This window comes from Methylobacterium sp. J-001, assembly GCF_022829565.1.
Taxonomy (GTDB): Bacteria; Pseudomonadota; Alphaproteobacteria; order Rhizobiales; family Beijerinckiaceae; genus Methylobacterium.
The window spans coordinates 1-17,070 of the sequence record NZ_JAKSYN010000022.1 but is presented as its reverse complement, the minus strand read 5'-3'; the positions used below and the strand labels follow the sequence as shown (position 1 = coordinate 17,070).

Sequence of the window (17,070 nt, the reverse complement as noted above, 5' to 3'; positions counted from 1 at the left end):
CGGCATCGGTTAAGCATCATTCAATTAACTACGTTCGTGGCGCCGTAGCGGTCGCCCTGATTGGAGGCCGTCTTACGAGCCCTTTCATGTAGCCGCTCGTCCCCGGCCGACGCGCTCGAAACGCGACGCTGCATGCAGCGCCAACATCACCAAGGCACGGTCTGGCCCGTATGGTCGAGGAAAGCGCAGCCGCGCTGCCCGAGACGCGCTTCCAGCACCTCGACCATTCCCCGCGCGCTGGTTTCGACATCCAGCGTCGCTCGACGTCCGCCAAGATCAGTGCGGACCCAACCAGGATGCATCAACGCCAGGCCCCAATCTGCTCCTGAGTGCTGGCCCATGAACGAGCGCGCGAGGGTGTTCAGCGCCGCCTTGCTCGCTCGATAGCTGCTCCAGCCGCCGCCACGGTTCAGGGAGACCGAGCCGAGCTTCGACGTCATCAGCGCGATGAGCCCGCCCGGCCTGATGCGCCGGTGAAACGCTTCGGCGAAGCGGATCGGACTCAGGGCATTCGTTTGAAAGGTTGCCGTCGCTACCTCGCGGGGCAACAGGGCGGCCGGCGTGCCGGCTTGGGTAGCCACACCGGCGACCACGAACACGAGGTCGAAATCAGGCACCTCGACGAGCGCTGTGCGAAGCCGTAGCACCGCTGCATCATCGTCGATGTCGACGCCTTCCTCGATACGCAGGGGACCGGTGGCGCTGAGCTCAGCGAGCGCCTCGGATGGACGCCGCACCGTCGCGGTGACGTCCCATCCGCATTCGAGGAACCGTCTAACGAGCCCGAGACCGAGCCCACGTGACGCCCCGACGATCAACGCACGGCGCTGGCTCATGAGACTAAGGCCTCAGGGCCGAAGCCCAGGCCCGACACAAACCGATTCCAGGTCTCCACACGGACCTGGCCGCCGGTGGCGCGGCGATGCCCCTGTGCGAACTGGTCATCAGCACCGAGCTCAGGCGCACGCTCCTGCAGGAATGCGATCAGGTCCGGGACGGTGGCGCTGCGCGCGGCGAAGTGGACGTAACCAGATCGGAAGCCTGCGTTGGCGCCGATCACCACTTGTCGGCGCAGACGGTGGGTCCAGGACTGCGCCACGAGCGGATGGATCTGACAGGGCGAGTCGGCTCGGATCAACGCCACCGACCCGGCGAAAAGCGGCGCCACCGCACGGGCAGCATCAAGCGCGGCCTTCACTTCGGCCCGGGCGGCATGCAGAGCTTCAGCGTCCGGATCTGCGGCGGACAGAATATCGGCGGGCCCGGCAGCCCGTAGGAGCAATCGCAAGGCGGGACCGGCATCGCCGGAGGCAGAGCGTCGGGGTGCGTTGACGAGGCTCACCACCTCTCGCAGGGCCTTGGCCGTGTGCGTCTTCTTGATAGGCGCCATCACATCGGGAAAATCAGCGCTCGCCCCCCGTTCTCCGAGATCGCCGACAAGCCCAATCCCGGCGAGCCAAGCCAAATCATCAGCTCCTCCGAGAGAGGACGCGCAGGCATAGGCCAGCAGGCTTGAGGTCGGGATCGGCGTATCCGCATGACCACTGATCACTGCGGCCTCAGCTTTGCCAGGCATCGAGCGGGGCACGTGATGATCGACCAGGATCGTGGGCACGCCGGGCAGGATGGCGCCGGCCTGGACGCCGAGATCGGTCACCACGATGCCACCAGGGGCGAGCGGTGCGAGCTCATCGCGGATCGCGGTAGACCAGGCAGACTCTCCACGACCGATCACTCGGACATGGGCGGGGCCGCGGTCAGCCCTTTCAAAAGCTCTCGCCAGGATGGCGCCCGCGGACAAGCCATCGGCATCGTCATGGCAGAGGATCGCCGGAGCTTCCGGTCCGAAACTCGAGACGGCCTTGGCGAAGGTTGCCCCGTGGGCGGCGAGATCGGCCATGGCCGTCGTCTCCTGGATAGCTGCCTCAGGCTTCTTCCGCCTTGCGTCGACCGCGGCCGTGCTGCTCCTTCGTCATCGCCGCATCTTCAGCCGCCGCCAGCTTCTCGGCCTTGCCGGCGGTGGCGGACGAAGTGCCGGCCTCCGGCGAGTTGTCGGTGGCCGCGGTGGAAGCCGCCTGTTTCGGATGCCCTTTGCTATTGGTCGGCGATTCAGCCTTGCCGCCCTCGGTCACATCGGAATGACCGGCCCCGGCCTCGGCGCTTCCAGCCGCCTGCACTTCTTCAGCCTTTTGCGCCTTGGCCGATTGGTTGTGATTGTTCTCGGACATGCGGTTTTCCTCCGGGTGGCACCGGGCAACCGCATCAGGAGGGCAGAGTTGCCGAACCGCTTGACGCAGGCGTCAGCGTTCAGGCGAACGAGTGATCGGATGGTGGATGTCGTCGAAATCCGAATCCAGTCCTGCTACCTCAATGGCCGCTCGAATCGCTGCCATCATCGCATCTGCGCCAGCCACCGTGAGTTCAATCCGATCAGTGGCCTTCGACGATTCACCGGCGCCCGCCCGGAGGCGGAGGCGGACCTGAGGCCTGCCATTCACCATCATGGTGCTGACGATTGCGCGGTGATCACGCTCACCTGCAATTCCCACCTTCCGGGCGATGCGAACGCCGCTCATCTGTTCAACCTCCACGATGCGATATGGCGGCCGCCCACGCCGAACCGGCATGGGCGATTTGATTCAGGGTCCATGAACAGCGCAGATCGCTCGGCCGAGGCGGTATTCAGCGCGCTCCAGATGGGCGATCGCCGCATCTGTATCGCCACGAGCCTCCGCATGACCGGCAGCGCGCCGGTCCCAGTGAGCGAGCGCCTCCTGCCACCAGGGCCATAGGCAACGACGGACCCACAGCATGGGCAGCGCGACGATCAGCAGGATCAAGAGCCGCCACATCACCGGCGTCCCTTCAGCAAACAATGACTAATTAAATTAGCGTCCCGCTGCGCCGATCGAGCTGATTGATCAGACCTTGGCCGCTCGAACACGCCGGTCAGCGAAATGGCGGCGCCAATCAGAACCGTTCGACGTCTTTTCGGCGCATCAGCTCCGAATTGTTCAGGCTTTGTGGTACAGGCTGATTCAGTCATCGAAATTCCTTCCTGGGGTTCGTGATCAGGCTGAGGGGCCCTGGCAGGGGCTTCCTCGGCCGTTTTGGTTCCGACGGACCACAGATGCGCAGCACACGCCGTCGGAGCGAATGGTCTCGTGATTTTCGGCAGAGCCGGCAGTCGGCGTGCATCGGGAACGCTCAGGCGATCCCTCCGGGGACTGGTAGACTATACAGTGTACCTGCAGCCGAACCGTGGACGTAAGTTTTCAGCTCTGACGGTTCGGCCTCAGATACCGTGAGCCGCCTTTTGTAGGTGTACGGTTCGCCTACAGATACCGTTTGGTTCGCCAGGGAGGACCGAGTGTACCTGAGGGCGAACCGTGAAATTGCTTCCGGGCTGCCACCTCATGAACAGCTTGGACGGCAACTCCCCCGTCGAGTCGCATACATATTCAGTTAGCCGCCATTCCGTGGCACGTCGGTCCTTGCGGGAGAATGTGCCCCGGATCACCACCTCGATGAAGCCACGCTCCTGGAGTTCCACGAACCAACCATGAGGGGTGCTCTTCCCAACATGAAACTCGTCAACCACCTCTCGAATGGAAAGCGGGATGCTTCCGTTGTTGCTGCCAGGACCAGCATACCTGCGCTGGAGCATGAGGTAGACGGCACGAGCACCCGCCGATAGCGAATGCCAAGCACAGCTGTCGTACAGCCAATGCCGTAGCGCGATGTACCGACCCTCACCCTTAGAGCGGCCAGTCTTGTTGGACTTGCTTACGCTGCACCTCCTTGGCTGATTAGGAGGCGCCAGAGATGTGCACGAATTGCACCCTCGTATGATCCGACCTCGGCCCGGATGAGTGGCTCGGTAACCCCCTTCTTGCGGAGCCCCTCTTCGAGACGCCGGAGCTGTTCGCGAAGGTGGCCTTCTGCATGATTGGCAGGGACCGTTGCCATGTAGGCCGCCGTTTTTCTGATCTGCGGCAGACGGCGGGCGTACCGAAAGGGAAGGACGATCGCCGTCATAATCCACCTCCGGGGCAAAGTGGCCGATCGAGAGCGGCAGCAGCAGCCTTCTTATTCGGAAAGGTGCCGATGATTCTGCCATCGGCATCGAAGGCCATGACGCCGCCTGTGGTGCTGCGAGTAGTTCCGAGAAGGGACCTGCCAGCGTAGATGCTGCGATCTCCGCGGACTGTACCGGCGGCCTTCATGCGGCATTCTCCTGCCGTTCGATCCAGCTCAAGATCGTTGAACGCCGGGCGCACAAGGTGCCGCCAATCTTGAAGCAGGGCAGTCCGAGCTTGTCAGCTGCGTGGTAGACCTTCCGCCGATTGGCCTCCGCATCATCCCCGAACATGAACTGTGCGATAGCTCCAGCGCCGGACATCAAATCCTGGGCAAGAGGCAAGCCGGTATCATTCGCGCCCGAGGGGCGCGTGGTCATACTTGTCATTTCGATAATTCCTTAAGCTGAGAGCGCGTTTCCGATCATGGTTAGCGCGCCGCTACTAATTATTGTAAGGTCTCGTCGACCAGATACTTGAGTCCATATTTGCTTGCTGGCCCAGAAATGACCGAAGCAGATTGGCTCTATCTGCTCCAGCCACAGAAATGGATTTACCGGAGACGGAGGTATAACCTCCGAGACACTGATGAACGCCGACGCGACGGGTCGTCCAAAACCAATTTCTACCTTGTGTTTTGAGGCTCCGATTTCTGTGTCAAATGGCGTGCGGCCATCAGACGAAGGAATGAAAGATTCAATCACAATTCGAATTGCATTTGCCAGTGTCGTAGATCTTGAGAACGCCGCTCCTATGGTCTTATCGCTGAAACCGTTCTTTCCTTCTCGGACGATCCTCAATTCGCTGTAAGACTTAACAGCTTCGACAGCATTTTTCGCTAGATCGCTCGCGTTTACGCCTATTAACAAGTTTGCTGCATCAGCTGATGTCATTTGAGCAGCTGCTTTTCCGCGACCATGTTTTGAAATATAGCCTGCATCACGAAGATACTGGCCTATACCAGTTACAGTCATCTCGCTCAGGCCTTCAGCCTGCGCGACGGAACTGATAAGGTCTCGAAAGAGCGCCATCGCAAGAACCGACAATAAGGATAATTCCGATAGAGCGTCAAGCGCTATCTGGAAAATTCTGAAAGAAGCGTGATACGCTCCCTCCTGCCGGTATGGCATCGAGCCAGGAGGCTTGGAATGGCGACCATCAGGAAACGAACGCTGCCGTCAGGGAAAACCGTCTGGCTGGCTGCATACATTGACAGCGGTGGTAAGCGCCGCTTCAAGCAATTCGAACGCAAACGCGATGCGGACGCCTTCCTCACCCGTGCGAAGGCTGAGGTTGCCGCTGGCACCCACGTTCCGGATCGCCAAGCAAGCACGGTGAATGACGCCTATGCGCTGCTCATTTCGGCGTTGGAGGCGGATAAGGCTGCAGGTGCTACGCTGCACAATTACCGCGTCTATTACGGTGGCCACGTGAAGCCGTACCTGGGCTCGCGGCTGCTGCCGAAGCTACACCCGGCAGACATCGGCGACTGGCTTGAGCGGCTTAAAGGCGAGGGGCGGACCGACGACACGTGCCGGCGTGCCAGGATCGTGCTGGGTGCTGTCTTCGATGAGGCGATCCGCCGGCGTCTCGCCCACACCAATCCCGTTCGATCGCTTCGCAGCCGACGAAAGACCCGGCGCGCGGAGATCCGTGAGGTCGAGGAGACGATCCGAATCCCAGAGCGTGAGGTCGTCAGGGCAATGCTTGCCGCGGCCGCGGACACCGAAGCGCTGTTCCTAATCGCTCGCGAACGACAAGGGGAGGGAGCTCGTATCGTCGAGGTTCAGCGCGTCTGTGCTGAGCATCCGATAAGGGAGGCGCGTGCCTTCCGCGTGCGGCACCCGGAGGTGGTGGTCCAGACTTTCCGCCCCACGCCATGGCTGCGGCCGCTTCTTGCCACAATGGCCCTCGCTGGTCTGCGCATTGGTGAGGCACGCGGGTTATCCTGGACGAGCGTTGAGCCAGAACACCTGCAGATCCGCGAGGGAGTCGACCGCTACAACGTTCGGGACACAGTGAAGACGTCGGCTGCGCTGCGCGGCGTGCCAATCGGCCCCCAACTCGCGACGATCCTAGGAAACTGGCGGGCAAGGACGGCAGGGGAGGGTGGTCTCGTGTTCCCCTCGGAGACCGGGACACCAATCGGCTACCCGAACATCGTCAATCGGCAGCTCGGGCCCCTACAGGTCGTCCTCGGCATCGTGGCGGCCGATGGGTCTCCACGATGGACGGCGCACAGCTTCCGCCACTTTGCCGTGTCCCTGTGGATCGATGAAGGTGCGAAGATCGGGCAGGTGTCGGAATGGGCTGGGCACGAGTCTCCCGAGTTCACCCAGCGCGTCTATGGGCACTTGTTCAGGGCTGGGCGAACGGACCGCCGGGCAGTCACTGCGGGCGAGCTTTCTGTGCTCGGTGCGATCGAGCCAGCAACACCGACGCAACACGGTAACGACAACGCGATAAAAAAGAACACGCCGGCAACGGCTTAGATGACCACAACAGCCGCCTTCTAAGGGGCAGGTCGTTGGTTCGAGCCCAACCGGGGTCGCCAAGCATTTCTGGTGCGCCCGATCGTTTCAGTCGAGTGCGTAGCCGAGAACACCTTCGGTCGATTGCCCCTCACATCCCGCATCGGCTGATACGAAATGATCGTGACCGCCGGCATTACACCGGAAGATGGCGTGGCTTCCCGGCTGGTGGGTATCGTAGAGATAGCCGGTCTGTCCCAAGGGGGTCTGGCCCTCGCAGGTCGCATCGCGGCTGAGGAAATGATCCGCCCCGGCCACACAGCTCATGAGCTTGGAGGTGCCGGGCTTCGGTAGCAGGAACAATGAGCCGACATGGGCCTCGAAGGTGTAGCCGGGTGCGACGTAACCCGTCGTCACCCAGTGCCCGCCGGGGCCACGGGACCGTTTCAGAGGGGCGCGGTCAGAGGTGCTTGTCTGCGTCGCCGAAGTGATCCGCCACGTGCCGGGGTATGGGTCACCGCCCGAGAAGAAGACGGTGACGTTCGGCAGGAAGGGCGTGATGGTGCCGGAGGGGTCGCGCTGGAAGCCGGGGCTGTGGTTCAGGTAGAAGCCCGTGACGTCGGAGTTCAGATAGCCGAGGGGGGACCACCGGGCCGGGCTTCCGCTCAGGAGGGCCTTCATCGGCATCGTGAAGAGACCCATCTGGTAGGTCTCGCGGTCTGGGTTGCGGGTTGAGTCCTTGCAGGCCACCTGCTGACAATTGCGCCCCGGCAGGCCGGTGATCACGTAGACGTTGCCCGTGGACGGGTCGTAGCCGAAATCCGAGTTCGGGTTGATGGTCGTACCGTCCGTGGCCACGTTCGGTATCCGCACCGGCGGCTCAAAATGCACGCCATCGGCCGTATGGCGGACGTAGAGATCGCCAAAGCCGCTGATGCCCTGCGGCCCGGTCAGATCCGTGGTGAAGACGTACAGGCTGGAACGACCATCGACGTTGACGGTCGCCGGTTGCCCCGTGCCGTAGTTTCCTTGCGCGACAGCCGGGTTGAGTGGTGCGATGACGGGCGTCGGGTAATCGACCCAGCTGATTTTGTCGTTCGAGAAAGCCAAGCCTGTCTGATTGTTGTTGCCGGGCTGATTGTCTGCTCCCGAATAGTACATGGCGTAGCTGTATCGATGGCCATCCGCCGGGTTGAGGAAGCGGCCTTTGATCACGCTGGGATCGCAGACGTAGTGGCGGTTCCAGGATCCCGGCGTGGGTTGAAAGACGATCCGGGCCGGTGAGAACCCCGTCTCCGGATTGTATGAGCGGTGGAAGATGACGTCGGTCTTGCCTTGTCCGCACCACCAGAAATCGGTCTGCCCGTTCTCGGTGATGACGCTCGGGGCGTAGTTGTAGCCCTTCGGGTTCGCTTCGTTGACGAAGAGGGCTTGGGCCTCCGGCCCTTTCCAGCCGCCCTGCGCTGGCGGCAACAGGACCACCATGGCGATTGCGGCGCCACTGAGCGTCAGAGCGAGCAGCTTCGATGTCACGATCGTTCCTTCGCCGCGGTTCGGCTCGCAACCTGGATAGATGGCGGGGTGCCCGCCGGTCGATCGCGACATAATGGCTCGCAGACGCCCGCGAACAGGCCGGGCCGCAGGGGGCATCGGCGTCTCGGGTGCGCCGGCTCTGCGAGCACATCTGCCTTCGCGGGACGGATGGCGGGGCGGGATTCGGAGGCGGGAGAGGGTGGATGCCCCTGTACGCGAGCAGTTGTCACACCGGCTCGGCAGGAACATCGGCCTCCAGGATCTCTTCCCACGGACCAAATATCTTGGAGGGCCCGTGTCCAAAATTATAAATATTGGCGTCGTCATCGCGGCAGTCACTCTATCTGCGACGGGTGTATTTGCTGCGCCGTGCAACGTCGGCACGACGACGAACATGGCCGGCGCATCCAAGGATACCAGCTCGAATGTCGATGGCGGCACGACCGCCAAGGTGAGCCCCGGCGCGAAGAGTGAATCCCCGGGCACGGTTGGCGCGCTGAACAACGTCGGTGCCGCCAGCATGAAGAATGATGGCTCGAAGAAGGCGCCCGAGGGTCAGCCTGTAAAGCCCGGCGCCGACAACTGCTGAACCTGCGCACTGACGCGTCGGATCATCCCGCGAAGGATCAAGCCATGAGCAACGTGAAGCAGGCAATGGATCTCTATCTCGAAGGGCTGCGCAATCAGCACGCCGTCGAGATGCAGGCCGTCGGGACCATCCAGAATGAGATGCCCCGGATGGAGCCTTATCCGGATCTGTACGCCAAGATGAAGGCCGACCACGAGCGGTCGGTGACGCAGGCTGCCAGGCTCGACGATCTCCTCGCCAAGCACGGGTCGAGCAAGTCTGTGATCAAGCAGGCTGTGACCGGCGCCGTCGCCACGGTCGCGGGCTTCATCCATGTCGGTGCGGATGACGAGGTCCTGAAGAACGTCCTCGCGGCGATCGGCTACAAGGCCTACGAGATCAGCTCCTACAAGGTGTTGATTGCGCTCGCCGATGCGGCCGGCGCCGGCGACGACACGTCGACGCTCGAGCAGTCGATGAAGGAAGAGCAGGAGATGGGCGATTGGCTGGGCAGCAACCTGCCGAACCTCGTTCATGCCTATCTCGAGCGCAAGTCCGCGTAGCGCACGCTGCACATCCCCGTCCGCCCGTGATCACCCCGGGCGGCGGCATCGTCCTGACGATGCGATGGCGATCAGGGGTGCCGCGGGCCGGCGGCACCAACAAGGGGGCCGATCAGTCGCCGGAGCGCCTGATGCTCCGGGCCGTTGCGACCGGAGGCGAGAAAGGTGGCGAGGCTGAAATCCGTCACGTGGCTGCCCGACGCCATATTGCCGGTGTGTCGCACGAAACTGAGCCCCGTCGCGGGGGCGCGTAGCAGGTGCCAACGGTCGCCGTTCGGACTGGCGTAGATCAGACGCTTGGGTTCGGACGGGCCCATGGTCATCCTCTGGAGCGGCGACCAAGGCCGATGCGCCGATTGGGCCTCGTCAGCGATCCGAGGGCGCCTATATAGCGTGCATGCGCAGCTTTATCCTCGCCCTCAGCCTCTTCGCGATCGTCGCTCCCGCTTCGGCTCAGACGCCCAAACGCGGCAATGAGGACTTGCAGACCTATTGTGCGGGCGACGCCATCACGTTCTGCGCCGGCATTGACCCAAATAGCCCGCAGATGGACGCCTGCTTCAAGAAGAACATGAGCCAGATGTCGCCGAATTGCCGTCGTGCCATCGATGCCTACAAGAGCGGTGGCGGAAAGTAGAATCGCCCTCGCCGCAATCGAGACGCCTCGAGGCCAGGGAGAGCCTGCGTGTTCAGCCATGTGATGGTCGGCAGTAACGACATAGCCCGATCGAAACTCTTCTATGACGCGCTGTTCACGGCAATGGGCGGAGAGCCGGGCGTCGCGGATGCGAAAGGTCGAGTGATCTACGCGCACCGGGGCGGGCGCTTCCTCATCGGCAAGCCGATCGATGGCAAGTCCGCGACCGGGGCGAATGGCGGCACCATCGGGTTCACCATGGAAAGCCCGGAGGACGCCAAGGCTTGGCACGATGCCGGCGTCGCCAACGGTGGGACCACCCTCGAGGACCCGCCGGGTGAGCGCAGCGGCGCCTCCGGTCCTATTTACCTCGCCTACCTTCGAGACCCGGACGGCAACAAGCTCTGCGCTGTTCACCGGATCACGGGCTGATATCCACGCATGTGGCTCGGCGCTGGCCGCCCTCGCCAGCCTATGATCAATGGGGTGGGATGGTCGGCTCGGCCTGCGGCCGTTCCAGCGTGTCAGGCCGCGGCCGATCGTCGGCGGTGAGCCACCGGCCCCGCGAACGGTCAAGCGATCGCGCCGCGCGGTCACCAGCAATATCGATCGGACACGCCGGACCCGCGTCAGGCTGATCTTTCGTCGTCCTGCGCGTCCGCCAGCGCCGGTTGGCCGCACGCGATTGCCGTTCGATGCGGCGCACTGGTGTCAGCTTATCAGCCACCTGCGAATGGCTGAAGACGATGTCCAGTGCCGCATCATCCTGCACGCAGTCGCCGTTGAGCCAAAGGCCGGGTCTTCCTCGCCATGCCCGGAATGAGCCTGCCGGTACCGTGACGCGAACGGCTGGGTCCAACCAGCGGGCGACATCCCGGCCTTGCGCACCTCCCGAACGCTCTCCGCGTTGATTCGGAGGGCCATCGTGGGCACAGCAAGCGCAGGTCAACAGAATTTCAAACCGTGATATGACTGGACGCGCTTCCTGAAGCTTCCAATCCAGCGCCTGAAGACGGAGGGCTACCGGACGTGATTGGCTCCCACGCTGAGCCCGACAAGGTGGCCGAGGTCGCTCGGCTGGCGACAGCGATCGCCGACCGCATCCTTGCCCAGAATGCAGCAGGTACGACGATTCCGCCGGAGCAGTTCACGATGCTCGTCAGGGCCGCCCGGATGCTTCTGGACAACGGCGTCGCCTGGCCGCCCGCCGTCGAGCATGTGCTGATGGAAGTGGCGCGGCGCATCGAACAGGTCGAGGCGGTCTCTGACGTTGCTCCGGCCGCGTCCGAGGGTGACGATGCGGTCGTCCACCTGACGCAATTCCTCGGTGCGGTTAAGCGACGTGAGGGCGCTGGCGACTGAGCGTGGAAGCCTCCGGCGGCGTCTTCATGACGGAAAACGGCGCGGGGTACGGTCGGCGCAGCCGCCGACGACGCGCCCTGGCGGACGAGGTTTTTGCAGCGCTTGAGGAGGGGCAGGGCACCAGCCTGCGGTATCGCTCCGCGCTTGGGCCGTGCGCCGGTGCGCTGCGACCAGAGCCGGCAGGTACGGTCTGCCGGCGATCCCAGACGATCACACGCTTCGGTATAGCGCATGCCACCCGTGGTTCCGCGCGCGGGCGCGGAGGCGGTCGCTGGGAGACGCGCGCAAAAGAAGGGCTACGATCGGGCTGCTCCAGCGACCCGTATGGGCTGGCGGCGCGATTTGAGCGGCATACTGGATCCCGTCGGCCAGCAGCTCCGCCAACGCCGTGAACCACCGCTCACCGAAAGCGTTCTCGGCTCTCAACGATGAGGAGTGCCCCATGAAGGTGATCTCGGCGACCGTTCTGGGTCTGGCGCTATTGGGCGGATTGGCTCCGGCCCTGGCACAGCCCTATGGCGGGCGCGATTACGGCTACGACCGCGGTGACTCCGACCGTCGCGACTACGGTCCCCGCGGCCGAGATTACGATGACCGCGATCGCCGCGACTACGGACGGGACTATGACCGCGGCCAGAGAGGCGGGCGCGGGGACTACGCATTCGACGAGATGGAATATCTGCGCTGCAATCCGGACGTGCGCCGGGCTGTCATCAGCGGTCAGGTCAAATCCGGCCTGTATCACTATCGGAAGGTCGGGATGGCCGAAGGCCGTCGTTTGAGCTGCTGATCAACGGCTCACGGCGCGGGGGGGGCGACGGGTGGCGTCCGGGAACGCTCCCGGCCGGCTCGTAACCGGGCGATCGGGTTCCGAGAACCCGGTGATCGATCCGCTGCGCCTCCACCGCGAGACGACGTCCGTGAGGATGGCTGAAACCGAAGGGCTGCCGGCCCGCTGCATCGCGCGCCTGCGCCTGAACAGGCCGCGCCGGCAAACCAAGCTGGGGGGCAGGCTGGTGGCAATCCGTGGTAACCCCCTCAAGGCGTCGGCGACCAATGCTCAGCTCGTGCGTTGAAGGCATCGTCCAGCCTCGACCGGAGCGTCCGATGCTTATCCGATCCGTACTGCTTCTCGTCCTCTTCTCGGCGCCGGCTCACGCCGCGGCCTTCGACGACGTGAAAGGGTATCTGGCCTCCTGCTTGCGGTTCGAGATGAACGGCGCCGGCCCGCAACGCGGGGCGACGCCGGCCTCCAAAGTCCGATCCGCCCTGGAACGGTGTGGCCCGGAATTCGATCGCGTCGAACGCGCGGATGGGCGGCGGCTACGCAGCGATGGCGGGATCAGCCCCTCGACCAAGGCGGTCATCCAGGGCGTCATGGGCCGGGGCGGGAACGGCTATTCCAACGTCCGGTACTGACGTCCCGATCGTCTGTCGCGGTGGCAGAGGACCGCGATCGACCGATCGGTCGCGGCGCCTCACGGGCGGTCACGTCCGCAACCGTGTTGCCGCGCGGGCTTCGTCGAACGCCTCATCGTCGGCAGCCCGCTCAGCGGGCGCGTCTGTGCCGCCGTGCTCGCTCGCCCGCTTCACTTCATCGTTTCGTGGTGCACCCATGTCCCCAGGCTCGGAGGCGCCGAGCGAGCGCGGACCCTGTGAGGTCCCGCGGACCGGCAGGTCCGCATAGGCGCGTTCCCCCGGCGGGGTCTCGGCGGGATCGGTCTCGGGACGCTTCGGCTCGATCATGGGCGGGACGCTCTTCGTGAGGGCCTTCGGGCAGCAGGTGGGAGGCTTGGCTCAGGCTTGGCTCAGGTCGGCTGCACCTCGGTGTCCTCGACCTCGGGATCGTCCTCTGTCGGCACGGTGGGCTTGGGCGGCGGTTCGATCTCATCAAGGCGTGACGGATCTTCGATCAGGGCGCCCGGATCCTCGCCCGGCATCGGGGTGTCTGCGTGACTCATGATGTGCGCCTCCGTTCCATCAGCGCTACGCGCCGCGAGCCTGGGCGTTCCCATCCGGTGCTGTCGCGATCGATCCTCACGCATGGCCCGCTCGTTCCGGGCCCGATCCGCTGACGGGATACGAAGCGCCGGTGCGCGGTCGATCGCCCGGGCATGCCGGTCGGCCATCGGTGCCGCGTTGGCGTGACGCGGGAACGGGCGCCATGCCGACCGGTTGGCCCCGCTCGATCAACGGGGGCGCCTGTCTGCCCTCGGCATGGGAGAACGACGATGGCGAATGCAGGCAAGCACGGCATGCACCCCGGCCTTCAGGGCAAGGGATCGGGCTCGGGAGCCATGACCGATCTGCCGGAGGGCGTCCTGGAAGAGAACGCGGTGCTGAGCAACCGCGACAAGGCCCAGCACGACGACGAGCGCGGTCTCGACAGCAAGACGGTTCAGACGGAACAGTACCAGGACCACGCGGCCAACAAGACTGGTTCCGACGAGGCAACCAAGCCGGTTGAGAGCGACGCCGCGGACACCTGAGGTCACGCAACGCCATGCCTGAGAAAAAGCCACCCCGGAAGGCGCCCGCCAAGCCGAAGCCGGCCGAGAAGGCGCCGGCCAAGGTCGGCATGGCCACGCAGCTGGCTGCAATCCAAGACCGCTATCGCCGCGCGATGATCGCCGCCTCTGACCAGCCCTATCGCGAGCAGGGCGAGCAAATCCGCGCGGCGCTGGCGACGTTGCTGGCGGAGAAGGCGGCGCTCGGGATCGAGGATGGCGAAGAGGCGACGTCCGAGTAGACGATACTGTGTCCTGGGTGCGCTGCCGGCCGCCGATACTGCGTTGGTCGGCCGCCACCGCCGCGCGGGCCGCAAGGGTGGGCTGCATCGATCCCGGTTACGCGATTGCGGCGACCTCGAAGCCGGCTCGGGGGAAATGAAGGTGGATCGTTCCGACCTTCTCATCCTCACGCCGGATGACGATGCGCTCGGCGTCCAGCGCGAGGAGGCTTCCGCGAACCGGGATGCGCGCGAAATCGTCCGGCGTGACCGTCACCGCACGACCGACAGCCAGGCCGGGAGCCTCCATCCCTGCGACGCGCATCTCGATCGGGGCTGGTTCGGCGTCCCGCGCCAGGGTCAGCGCCGCCTCGGGCGAGAGCGCCGTCGGCCGACCGTGGCCGAGGGCCGTGACGCGGGCGTACCAGGGCAGGATCGGCTCCAGGCCGAGCGCGTGATCCACCGCCTCGGCGTGCGGCCCGTTCCGCATGAGCCACAGGACGTGGAAATACCCGAGATCCAGAGCCCCCGGCTGGTTGCCGCCCAGGAACGGCCGCCCGGGATCGGACAGGGCGTCGGCGAGCCATGCGACATGCGCGGCCACCCGCTGCCGATGGCGCAGATAATCGGGCTCCATCGCCGCATGGCTCATGTCGATGTAGAGATAATCCTCCTTGCGATCGCGCAGGAAATCGGCCGGCCCATCCCCCGTGAAGTGAACGCGAACGCCGATCGCCGCAAGCCATACGTCGCGCTCGAAGCCGAAGGTCGCCGCCTTGGACAACCCGGCCGGGAGGCCGGCATAGAGGCTCGGGCCGGACGCGAGGCGGTCGAGGGCCGGAAGGATCACGTTCGTGTCGCAGTAGATGTCGGCCCCGACCTGCAGCACGGGCACGCGCCGATATCCGCCCGTCAGCGGATCGAGAAGGGGGCGTGGCGGGAGTGCCGCGATCTCGACCGAAGCCCAATGGAGGCCCTTGATGCCGAAGGCCAGACGGATCTTCTCCGAATACGGAGAGGAACCGTAGTGATGCAGGACGAGTGCGGGTTGGGGCATGGGATACTCCGGGCCCCACAAACTGGTGCGGGCCGGCGTCCGAACCAGCCCGGATCTCCCGAGGGCGGAGCCGGCGGGGGCGCGCGTCGTCGCAGGGCGCCCCCGTTCAGGCGCAGCTGACCCGGACGCGGTACGGTATTCCCGCGGTCGCATTCCGGGCGGCCAAAGCGCAAACGGAAACGGCCGGGACGCGGCCCGGCCATTCCAACGTCACATCGCCGATGCTTAGCGCAGCAGCTGCAGGATGCCCTGCTGGGCGGTGTTGGCCAGCGACAGGGCCGAGATGCCTAGCGACTGGCGGGTCGACAGGGCCTGCGAGTTCGCAGCCTCCTGGTTCAGATCGGCCGCCGTCAGGTTCGACGAGCCGGTGTCGAGCACGTTGATCAGGTTCTTGCTGAAGTCCTGGCGGTTCTGCACCACCGACAGATTCGAGCCGAAGGTCGACGCATCGGTGCGCAGCTGGTTGGACGCCGTCGTCAGGTTGTTCAGGGTCGTGTTGATGTCGGTGTTGAGCAGGAAGTTGCCTTGCCCGATCGTCGAGGTCTTGGTCGAGGTGCTGGTGATCGCCTTCAGGCCGAGACCGCTCGAGGTCTCGTCGGTCGCGGTGACCGTGAGGTTCGAGTTGCCCTTCGGGTTGAAGTTGATCGTCAGGTTGTTGTTGTCGCTCTTGCCGTTGATCAGGTTCGTGCCGTTGAAGCTCGAATCGCCGGCGAGCTGATCGATCTGGGTCAGCAGGCTGTTGTATTGCGTGGCGAGCGAGGTCCGGGCCGAGACGCCCGACACGCTCAGGTCCGAGCTCTGGCTGGCCATGGTGGTCAGCGTGCTCGTCCCGTAGCTGGGCCCGGAATTCGCCGTGCCGGCTGCAAAACCGAGCGCCGTCTGGCTGGCCGTGTCCTTGAATTCCAAGTCCGAGGACGCGTTCATCACGACCTTGGTGCCGTCGGTGCTCCTGGTGAAGCTGCCGGCGCCGATTGCGGCGTTGAGCTTGGTCAGGGCCTGGTCCAGGGTGTCGCCGGTGGCCAGCGACACGGTGGTGGCCGAGCCGTTGACGTAGAGGTTGAGCGTCGTGTTGGCGGCCGGGGCCGAATAGGCGGTCGAGGCGGTGCCGGTGGTGGTGATCTGGGTGGACAGCGCCTGGTTGGCGACCGACTTGGCCTGATCGACCAGCTTCTGGATCGAGGTGATGCCCTGGTTGGCGGCCTGGATCGACTGGATGCCGTTCGAGATGCCGTCGAGCAGGTTGCCGAGATCGCCCGAGCGCTGGCTCAGCGATTGGGAGGTGAAGAAGCTCACCGGGTTGTCAAGGGCCGAGGAGACCTTCAGGCCGGTGGAGAGCCGGTTCTGGGTGGTCGCGGTCAGCGAGGCCGTATCCTGCAGGGAGAGCAGGTTCTGGCGGGTGGCGGCGGTGAGAGTAACGCTGGAAGACATGAGGTCGATCCTTTTGATCGATGGGCCGTCTTATTGGCGGCTCATTCCCGTATCGTCCGGCAACCTGCGGAGATATTAATTTTATTTCCGCCCAGACATATTTCGCAAAAATCGTTAATGGACGATAGGTGACGATTTTAAAAACGATTTTCCATCTGACGTATCGGATGCCAGACAACATTATTATTCAAACCAATCGTCTGATATCAAGTCTTCAATGATCTGATCTATTGTTTCATAAAAACGTATCGGCACGTTGTCCCACGCCCGGTCATCTTGTTTCCGGCCTGAATAAATCGGGGTCCGGGACGCCCATGCGGGCCCGGTCGAACGCCGCGGACGGGATCGACTCCTCATCCGCGCGAAATAAGCGGACGGGATGGACCGGCTCCAGGTCGATCGCCCGGAGATCATACCGGACCCGAGGGATCCGAATGAAGACGGCGCAAACGGAAACGGCCGGGGCGTGGCCCCGGCCGTTCCGACTTCGATGCGCCTGACGCTTAGAGCCGTGTCCGGCTGGGTTGAATCGTTGGGGGTAGCGGGCAGTCTGCGGATCTGATTCGATGATGGGCTTTCCGAGGAGGTCGGGATGCCGTCAGCGCTATCGATGGATCTGCGAGAACGCGTGATCGCGGCGATTG

The 17,070-nt window shown here is 64.2% G+C and carries 25 protein-coding genes; 12 read left to right on the top strand and 13 right to left on the bottom strand.

Translation table 11 applies throughout. The features are described 5' to 3' along the window. Nucleotides 1-146: 146 nt before the first annotated feature. The 3 genes from MKK65_RS00770 to MKK65_RS00760 are packed head-to-tail and all read right to left on the bottom strand — an operon-like array spanning nucleotide 147 to nucleotide 2,228. Nucleotides 147-836: an SDR family NAD(P)-dependent oxidoreductase gene (locus tag MKK65_RS00770; protein WP_243954456.1), complete on the bottom strand. Its 690-nt coding sequence runs from the start codon at nucleotides 834-836 to the stop codon at nucleotides 147-149. Beyond that, entirely contained in the window at nucleotides 833-1,900 is a 1,068-nt protein-coding gene (locus MKK65_RS00765; protein WP_243954454.1) for a phosphoesterase, read from the bottom strand. The genes MKK65_RS00770 and MKK65_RS00765 overlap by 4 nt, the downstream gene beginning before the upstream one ends. Before the next feature lie 25 nt (nucleotides 1,901-1,925). Then, on the bottom strand, nucleotides 1,926-2,228 hold the full coding sequence (locus tag MKK65_RS00760; RefSeq protein WP_243954452.1) for a hypothetical protein: 303 nt from the start codon (nucleotides 2,226-2,228) through the stop codon (nucleotides 1,926-1,928). 99 nt (nucleotides 2,229-2,327) lie between these two features. Between MKK65_RS00760 and MKK65_RS00755 the strand changes: the two genes are divergently transcribed. Beyond that, the gene (locus tag MKK65_RS00755) at nucleotides 2,328-2,792 is read left to right on the top strand and encodes a hypothetical protein (protein WP_243954450.1); all 465 of its coding nucleotides are present in this window, start codon (nucleotides 2,328-2,330) and stop codon (nucleotides 2,790-2,792) included. Nucleotides 2,793-3,786: 994 nt separating this feature from the next. On the opposite strand, the gene MKK65_RS00750 is transcribed toward MKK65_RS00755, so the two are convergent. The 3 genes from MKK65_RS00750 to MKK65_RS00740 form a co-directional block, all read right to left on the bottom strand. Further along, on the bottom strand, nucleotides 3,787-4,038 hold the full coding sequence (locus MKK65_RS00750; protein ID WP_243954448.1) for a DUF6074 family protein: 252 nt from the start codon (nucleotides 4,036-4,038) through the stop codon (nucleotides 3,787-3,789). 184 nt (nucleotides 4,039-4,222) lie between these two features. Then, complete coding sequence (locus MKK65_RS00745) at nucleotides 4,223-4,459, bottom strand: DNA-binding protein (RefSeq protein WP_243954446.1); 237 nt, start codon at nucleotides 4,457-4,459, stop codon at nucleotides 4,223-4,225. A 21-nt stretch (nucleotides 4,460-4,480) separates the two neighbouring features. After that, nucleotides 4,481-5,125, bottom strand: coding sequence for a hypothetical protein (locus tag MKK65_RS00740; protein ID WP_243954444.1), 645 nt, complete (start codon nucleotides 5,123-5,125; stop codon nucleotides 4,481-4,483). Nucleotides 5,126-5,227: 102 nt separating this feature from the next. Here MKK65_RS00740 and MKK65_RS00735 point away from each other — a divergent pair, with 102 nt between their 5' ends. Next, nucleotides 5,228-6,571, top strand: a complete 1,344-nt coding sequence (locus tag MKK65_RS00735) for a tyrosine-type recombinase/integrase (protein ID WP_243954442.1) — start codon at nucleotides 5,228-5,230, stop codon at nucleotides 6,569-6,571. An 87-nt stretch (nucleotides 6,572-6,658) separates the two neighbouring features. Here the strand turns inward: MKK65_RS00735 and MKK65_RS00730 are convergent, their stop codons facing one another. Further along, a complete protein-coding gene (locus MKK65_RS00730) occupies nucleotides 6,659-8,155 on the bottom strand; it encodes a hypothetical protein (protein ID WP_243954440.1) in 1,497 nt (498 codons plus the stop codon). A 127-nt stretch (nucleotides 8,156-8,282) separates the two neighbouring features. Here MKK65_RS00730 and MKK65_RS00725 point away from each other — a divergent pair, with 127 nt between their 5' ends. Together MKK65_RS00725 and MKK65_RS00720 are read left to right on the top strand one after the other, a co-directional pair. Beyond that, a complete protein-coding gene (locus tag MKK65_RS00725; protein WP_243954438.1) occupies nucleotides 8,283-8,672 on the top strand; it encodes a hypothetical protein in 390 nt (129 codons plus the stop codon). Nucleotides 8,673-8,716: 44 nt separating this feature from the next. Continuing rightward, nucleotides 8,717-9,214, top strand: coding sequence for a DUF892 family protein (locus MKK65_RS00720; RefSeq protein ID WP_243954436.1), 498 nt, complete (start codon nucleotides 8,717-8,719; stop codon nucleotides 9,212-9,214). 71 nt (nucleotides 9,215-9,285) lie between these two features. On the opposite strand, the gene MKK65_RS00715 is transcribed toward MKK65_RS00720, so the two are convergent. Then, nucleotides 9,286-9,531 carry a hypothetical protein gene (locus MKK65_RS00715; RefSeq protein WP_243954434.1) on the bottom strand — a complete coding sequence of 82 codons (246 nt, stop codon included), beginning with the start codon at nucleotides 9,529-9,531 and terminating at the stop codon, nucleotides 9,286-9,288. Between the two features lie 80 nt (nucleotides 9,532-9,611). Here MKK65_RS00715 and MKK65_RS00710 point away from each other — a divergent pair, with 80 nt between their 5' ends. Further along, nucleotides 9,612-9,851, top strand: coding sequence for a 3',5'-cyclic-nucleotide phosphodiesterase (locus MKK65_RS00710; RefSeq protein ID WP_243954432.1), 240 nt, complete (start codon nucleotides 9,612-9,614; stop codon nucleotides 9,849-9,851). Between the two features lie 48 nt (nucleotides 9,852-9,899). Further along, a complete protein-coding gene (locus MKK65_RS00705) occupies nucleotides 9,900-10,283 on the top strand; it encodes a VOC family protein (RefSeq protein ID WP_243954429.1) in 384 nt (127 codons plus the stop codon). Between the two features lie 46 nt (nucleotides 10,284-10,329). Here MKK65_RS00705 and MKK65_RS00700 read toward each other — a convergent pair whose 3' ends face one another. After that, nucleotides 10,330-10,623, bottom strand: a complete 294-nt coding sequence (locus tag MKK65_RS00700) for a hypothetical protein (RefSeq protein WP_243954427.1) — start codon at nucleotides 10,621-10,623, stop codon at nucleotides 10,330-10,332. Nucleotides 10,624-10,880: 257 nt separating this feature from the next. Here MKK65_RS00700 and MKK65_RS00695 point away from each other — a divergent pair, with 257 nt between their 5' ends. The 4 genes from MKK65_RS00695 to MKK65_RS00680 all read left to right on the top strand — a co-directional run bounded on the left by MKK65_RS00695 (nucleotide 10,881) and on the right by MKK65_RS00680 (nucleotide 12,632). Next, nucleotides 10,881-11,213 (top strand): hypothetical protein, encoded by a 333-nt coding sequence (locus MKK65_RS00695; protein ID WP_243954426.1) that lies wholly within the window; start codon nucleotides 10,881-10,883, stop codon nucleotides 11,211-11,213. A gap of 442 nt (nucleotides 11,214-11,655) precedes the next feature. Further along, nucleotides 11,656-12,003, top strand: a complete 348-nt coding sequence (locus tag MKK65_RS00690) for a hypothetical protein (protein WP_058191730.1) — start codon at nucleotides 11,656-11,658, stop codon at nucleotides 12,001-12,003. A 91-nt stretch (nucleotides 12,004-12,094) separates the two neighbouring features. After that, the gene (locus tag MKK65_RS00685; RefSeq protein WP_243954424.1) at nucleotides 12,095-12,289 is read left to right on the top strand and encodes a hypothetical protein; all 195 of its coding nucleotides are present in this window, start codon (nucleotides 12,095-12,097) and stop codon (nucleotides 12,287-12,289) included. 31 nt (nucleotides 12,290-12,320) lie between these two features. After that, complete coding sequence (locus MKK65_RS00680) at nucleotides 12,321-12,632, top strand: hypothetical protein (protein ID WP_058191731.1); 312 nt, start codon at nucleotides 12,321-12,323, stop codon at nucleotides 12,630-12,632. A gap of 69 nt (nucleotides 12,633-12,701) precedes the next feature. Here MKK65_RS00680 and MKK65_RS00675 read toward each other — a convergent pair whose 3' ends face one another. Both MKK65_RS00675 and MKK65_RS00670 read right to left on the bottom strand, forming a co-directional pair. Then, complete coding sequence (locus MKK65_RS00675; RefSeq protein ID WP_058191732.1) at nucleotides 12,702-12,959, bottom strand: hypothetical protein; 258 nt, start codon at nucleotides 12,957-12,959, stop codon at nucleotides 12,702-12,704. 62 nt (nucleotides 12,960-13,021) lie between these two features. Then, nucleotides 13,022-13,174, bottom strand: a complete 153-nt coding sequence (locus tag MKK65_RS00670; RefSeq protein WP_160329321.1) for a hypothetical protein — start codon at nucleotides 13,172-13,174, stop codon at nucleotides 13,022-13,024. Nucleotides 13,175-13,444: 270 nt separating this feature from the next. Here MKK65_RS00670 and MKK65_RS00665 point away from each other — a divergent pair, with 270 nt between their 5' ends. Further along, complete coding sequence (locus tag MKK65_RS00665; protein WP_243954422.1) at nucleotides 13,445-13,702, top strand: hypothetical protein; 258 nt, start codon at nucleotides 13,445-13,447, stop codon at nucleotides 13,700-13,702. Between the two features lie 14 nt (nucleotides 13,703-13,716). Beyond that, nucleotides 13,717-13,962, top strand: a complete 246-nt coding sequence (locus MKK65_RS00660; RefSeq protein WP_243954420.1) for a hypothetical protein — start codon at nucleotides 13,717-13,719, stop codon at nucleotides 13,960-13,962. 97 nt (nucleotides 13,963-14,059) lie between these two features. On the opposite strand, the gene MKK65_RS00655 is transcribed toward MKK65_RS00660, so the two are convergent. After that, complete coding sequence (locus MKK65_RS00655) at nucleotides 14,060-14,998, bottom strand: glutathione S-transferase family protein (RefSeq protein ID WP_243954418.1); 939 nt, start codon at nucleotides 14,996-14,998, stop codon at nucleotides 14,060-14,062. Between the two features lie 225 nt (nucleotides 14,999-15,223). Further along, on the bottom strand, nucleotides 15,224-16,426 hold the full coding sequence (locus tag MKK65_RS00650; protein WP_243954416.1) for a flagellin: 1,203 nt from the start codon (nucleotides 16,424-16,426) through the stop codon (nucleotides 15,224-15,226). Nucleotides 16,427-17,070 lie beyond the last annotated feature (644 nt).

Coding starts and splice junctions, on each gene's coding strand:
- MKK65_RS00770 (WP_243954456.1), bottom strand. CDS start 836: ATGAGCCAGCGCCGTGCGTTGATCGTCGGGGCGTCACGTGGGCTCGGT.
- MKK65_RS00765 (WP_243954454.1), bottom strand. CDS start 1,900: ATGGCCGATCTCGCCGCCCACGGGGCAACCTTCGCCAAGGCCGTCTCG.
- MKK65_RS00760 (WP_243954452.1), bottom strand. CDS start 2,228: ATGTCCGAGAACAATCACAACCAATCGGCCAAGGCGCAAAAGGCTGAA.
- MKK65_RS00755 (WP_243954450.1), top strand. CDS start 2,328: ATGGTGGATGTCGTCGAAATCCGAATCCAGTCCTGCTACCTCAATGGC.
- MKK65_RS00750 (WP_243954448.1), bottom strand. CDS start 4,038: ATGACGGCGATCGTCCTTCCCTTTCGGTACGCCCGCCGTCTGCCGCAG.
- MKK65_RS00745 (WP_243954446.1), bottom strand. CDS start 4,459: ATGACCACGCGCCCCTCGGGCGCGAATGATACCGGCTTGCCTCTTGCC.
- MKK65_RS00735 (WP_243954442.1), top strand. CDS start 5,228: ATGGCGACCATCAGGAAACGAACGCTGCCGTCAGGGAAAACCGTCTGG.
- MKK65_RS00730 (WP_243954440.1), bottom strand. CDS start 8,155: ATGTCGCGATCGACCGGCGGGCACCCCGCCATCTATCCAGGTTGCGAG.
- MKK65_RS00720 (WP_243954436.1), top strand. CDS start 8,717: ATGAGCAACGTGAAGCAGGCAATGGATCTCTATCTCGAAGGGCTGCGC.
- MKK65_RS00715 (WP_243954434.1), bottom strand. CDS start 9,531: ATGGGCCCGTCCGAACCCAAGCGTCTGATCTACGCCAGTCCGAACGGC.
- MKK65_RS00710 (WP_243954432.1), top strand. CDS start 9,612: ATGCGCAGCTTTATCCTCGCCCTCAGCCTCTTCGCGATCGTCGCTCCC.
- MKK65_RS00690 (WP_058191730.1), top strand. CDS start 11,656: ATGAAGGTGATCTCGGCGACCGTTCTGGGTCTGGCGCTATTGGGCGGA.
- MKK65_RS00680 (WP_058191731.1), top strand. CDS start 12,321: ATGCTTATCCGATCCGTACTGCTTCTCGTCCTCTTCTCGGCGCCGGCT.
- MKK65_RS00675 (WP_058191732.1), bottom strand. CDS start 12,959: ATGATCGAGCCGAAGCGTCCCGAGACCGATCCCGCCGAGACCCCGCCG.
- MKK65_RS00670 (WP_160329321.1), bottom strand. CDS start 13,174: ATGAGTCACGCAGACACCCCGATGCCGGGCGAGGATCCGGGCGCCCTG.
- MKK65_RS00665 (WP_243954422.1), top strand. CDS start 13,445: ATGGCGAATGCAGGCAAGCACGGCATGCACCCCGGCCTTCAGGGCAAG.
- MKK65_RS00660 (WP_243954420.1), top strand. CDS start 13,717: ATGCCTGAGAAAAAGCCACCCCGGAAGGCGCCCGCCAAGCCGAAGCCG.
- MKK65_RS00655 (WP_243954418.1), bottom strand. CDS start 14,998: ATGCCCCAACCCGCACTCGTCCTGCATCACTACGGTTCCTCTCCGTAT.
- MKK65_RS00650 (WP_243954416.1), bottom strand. CDS start 16,426: ATGTCTTCCAGCGTTACTCTCACCGCCGCCACCCGCCAGAACCTGCTC.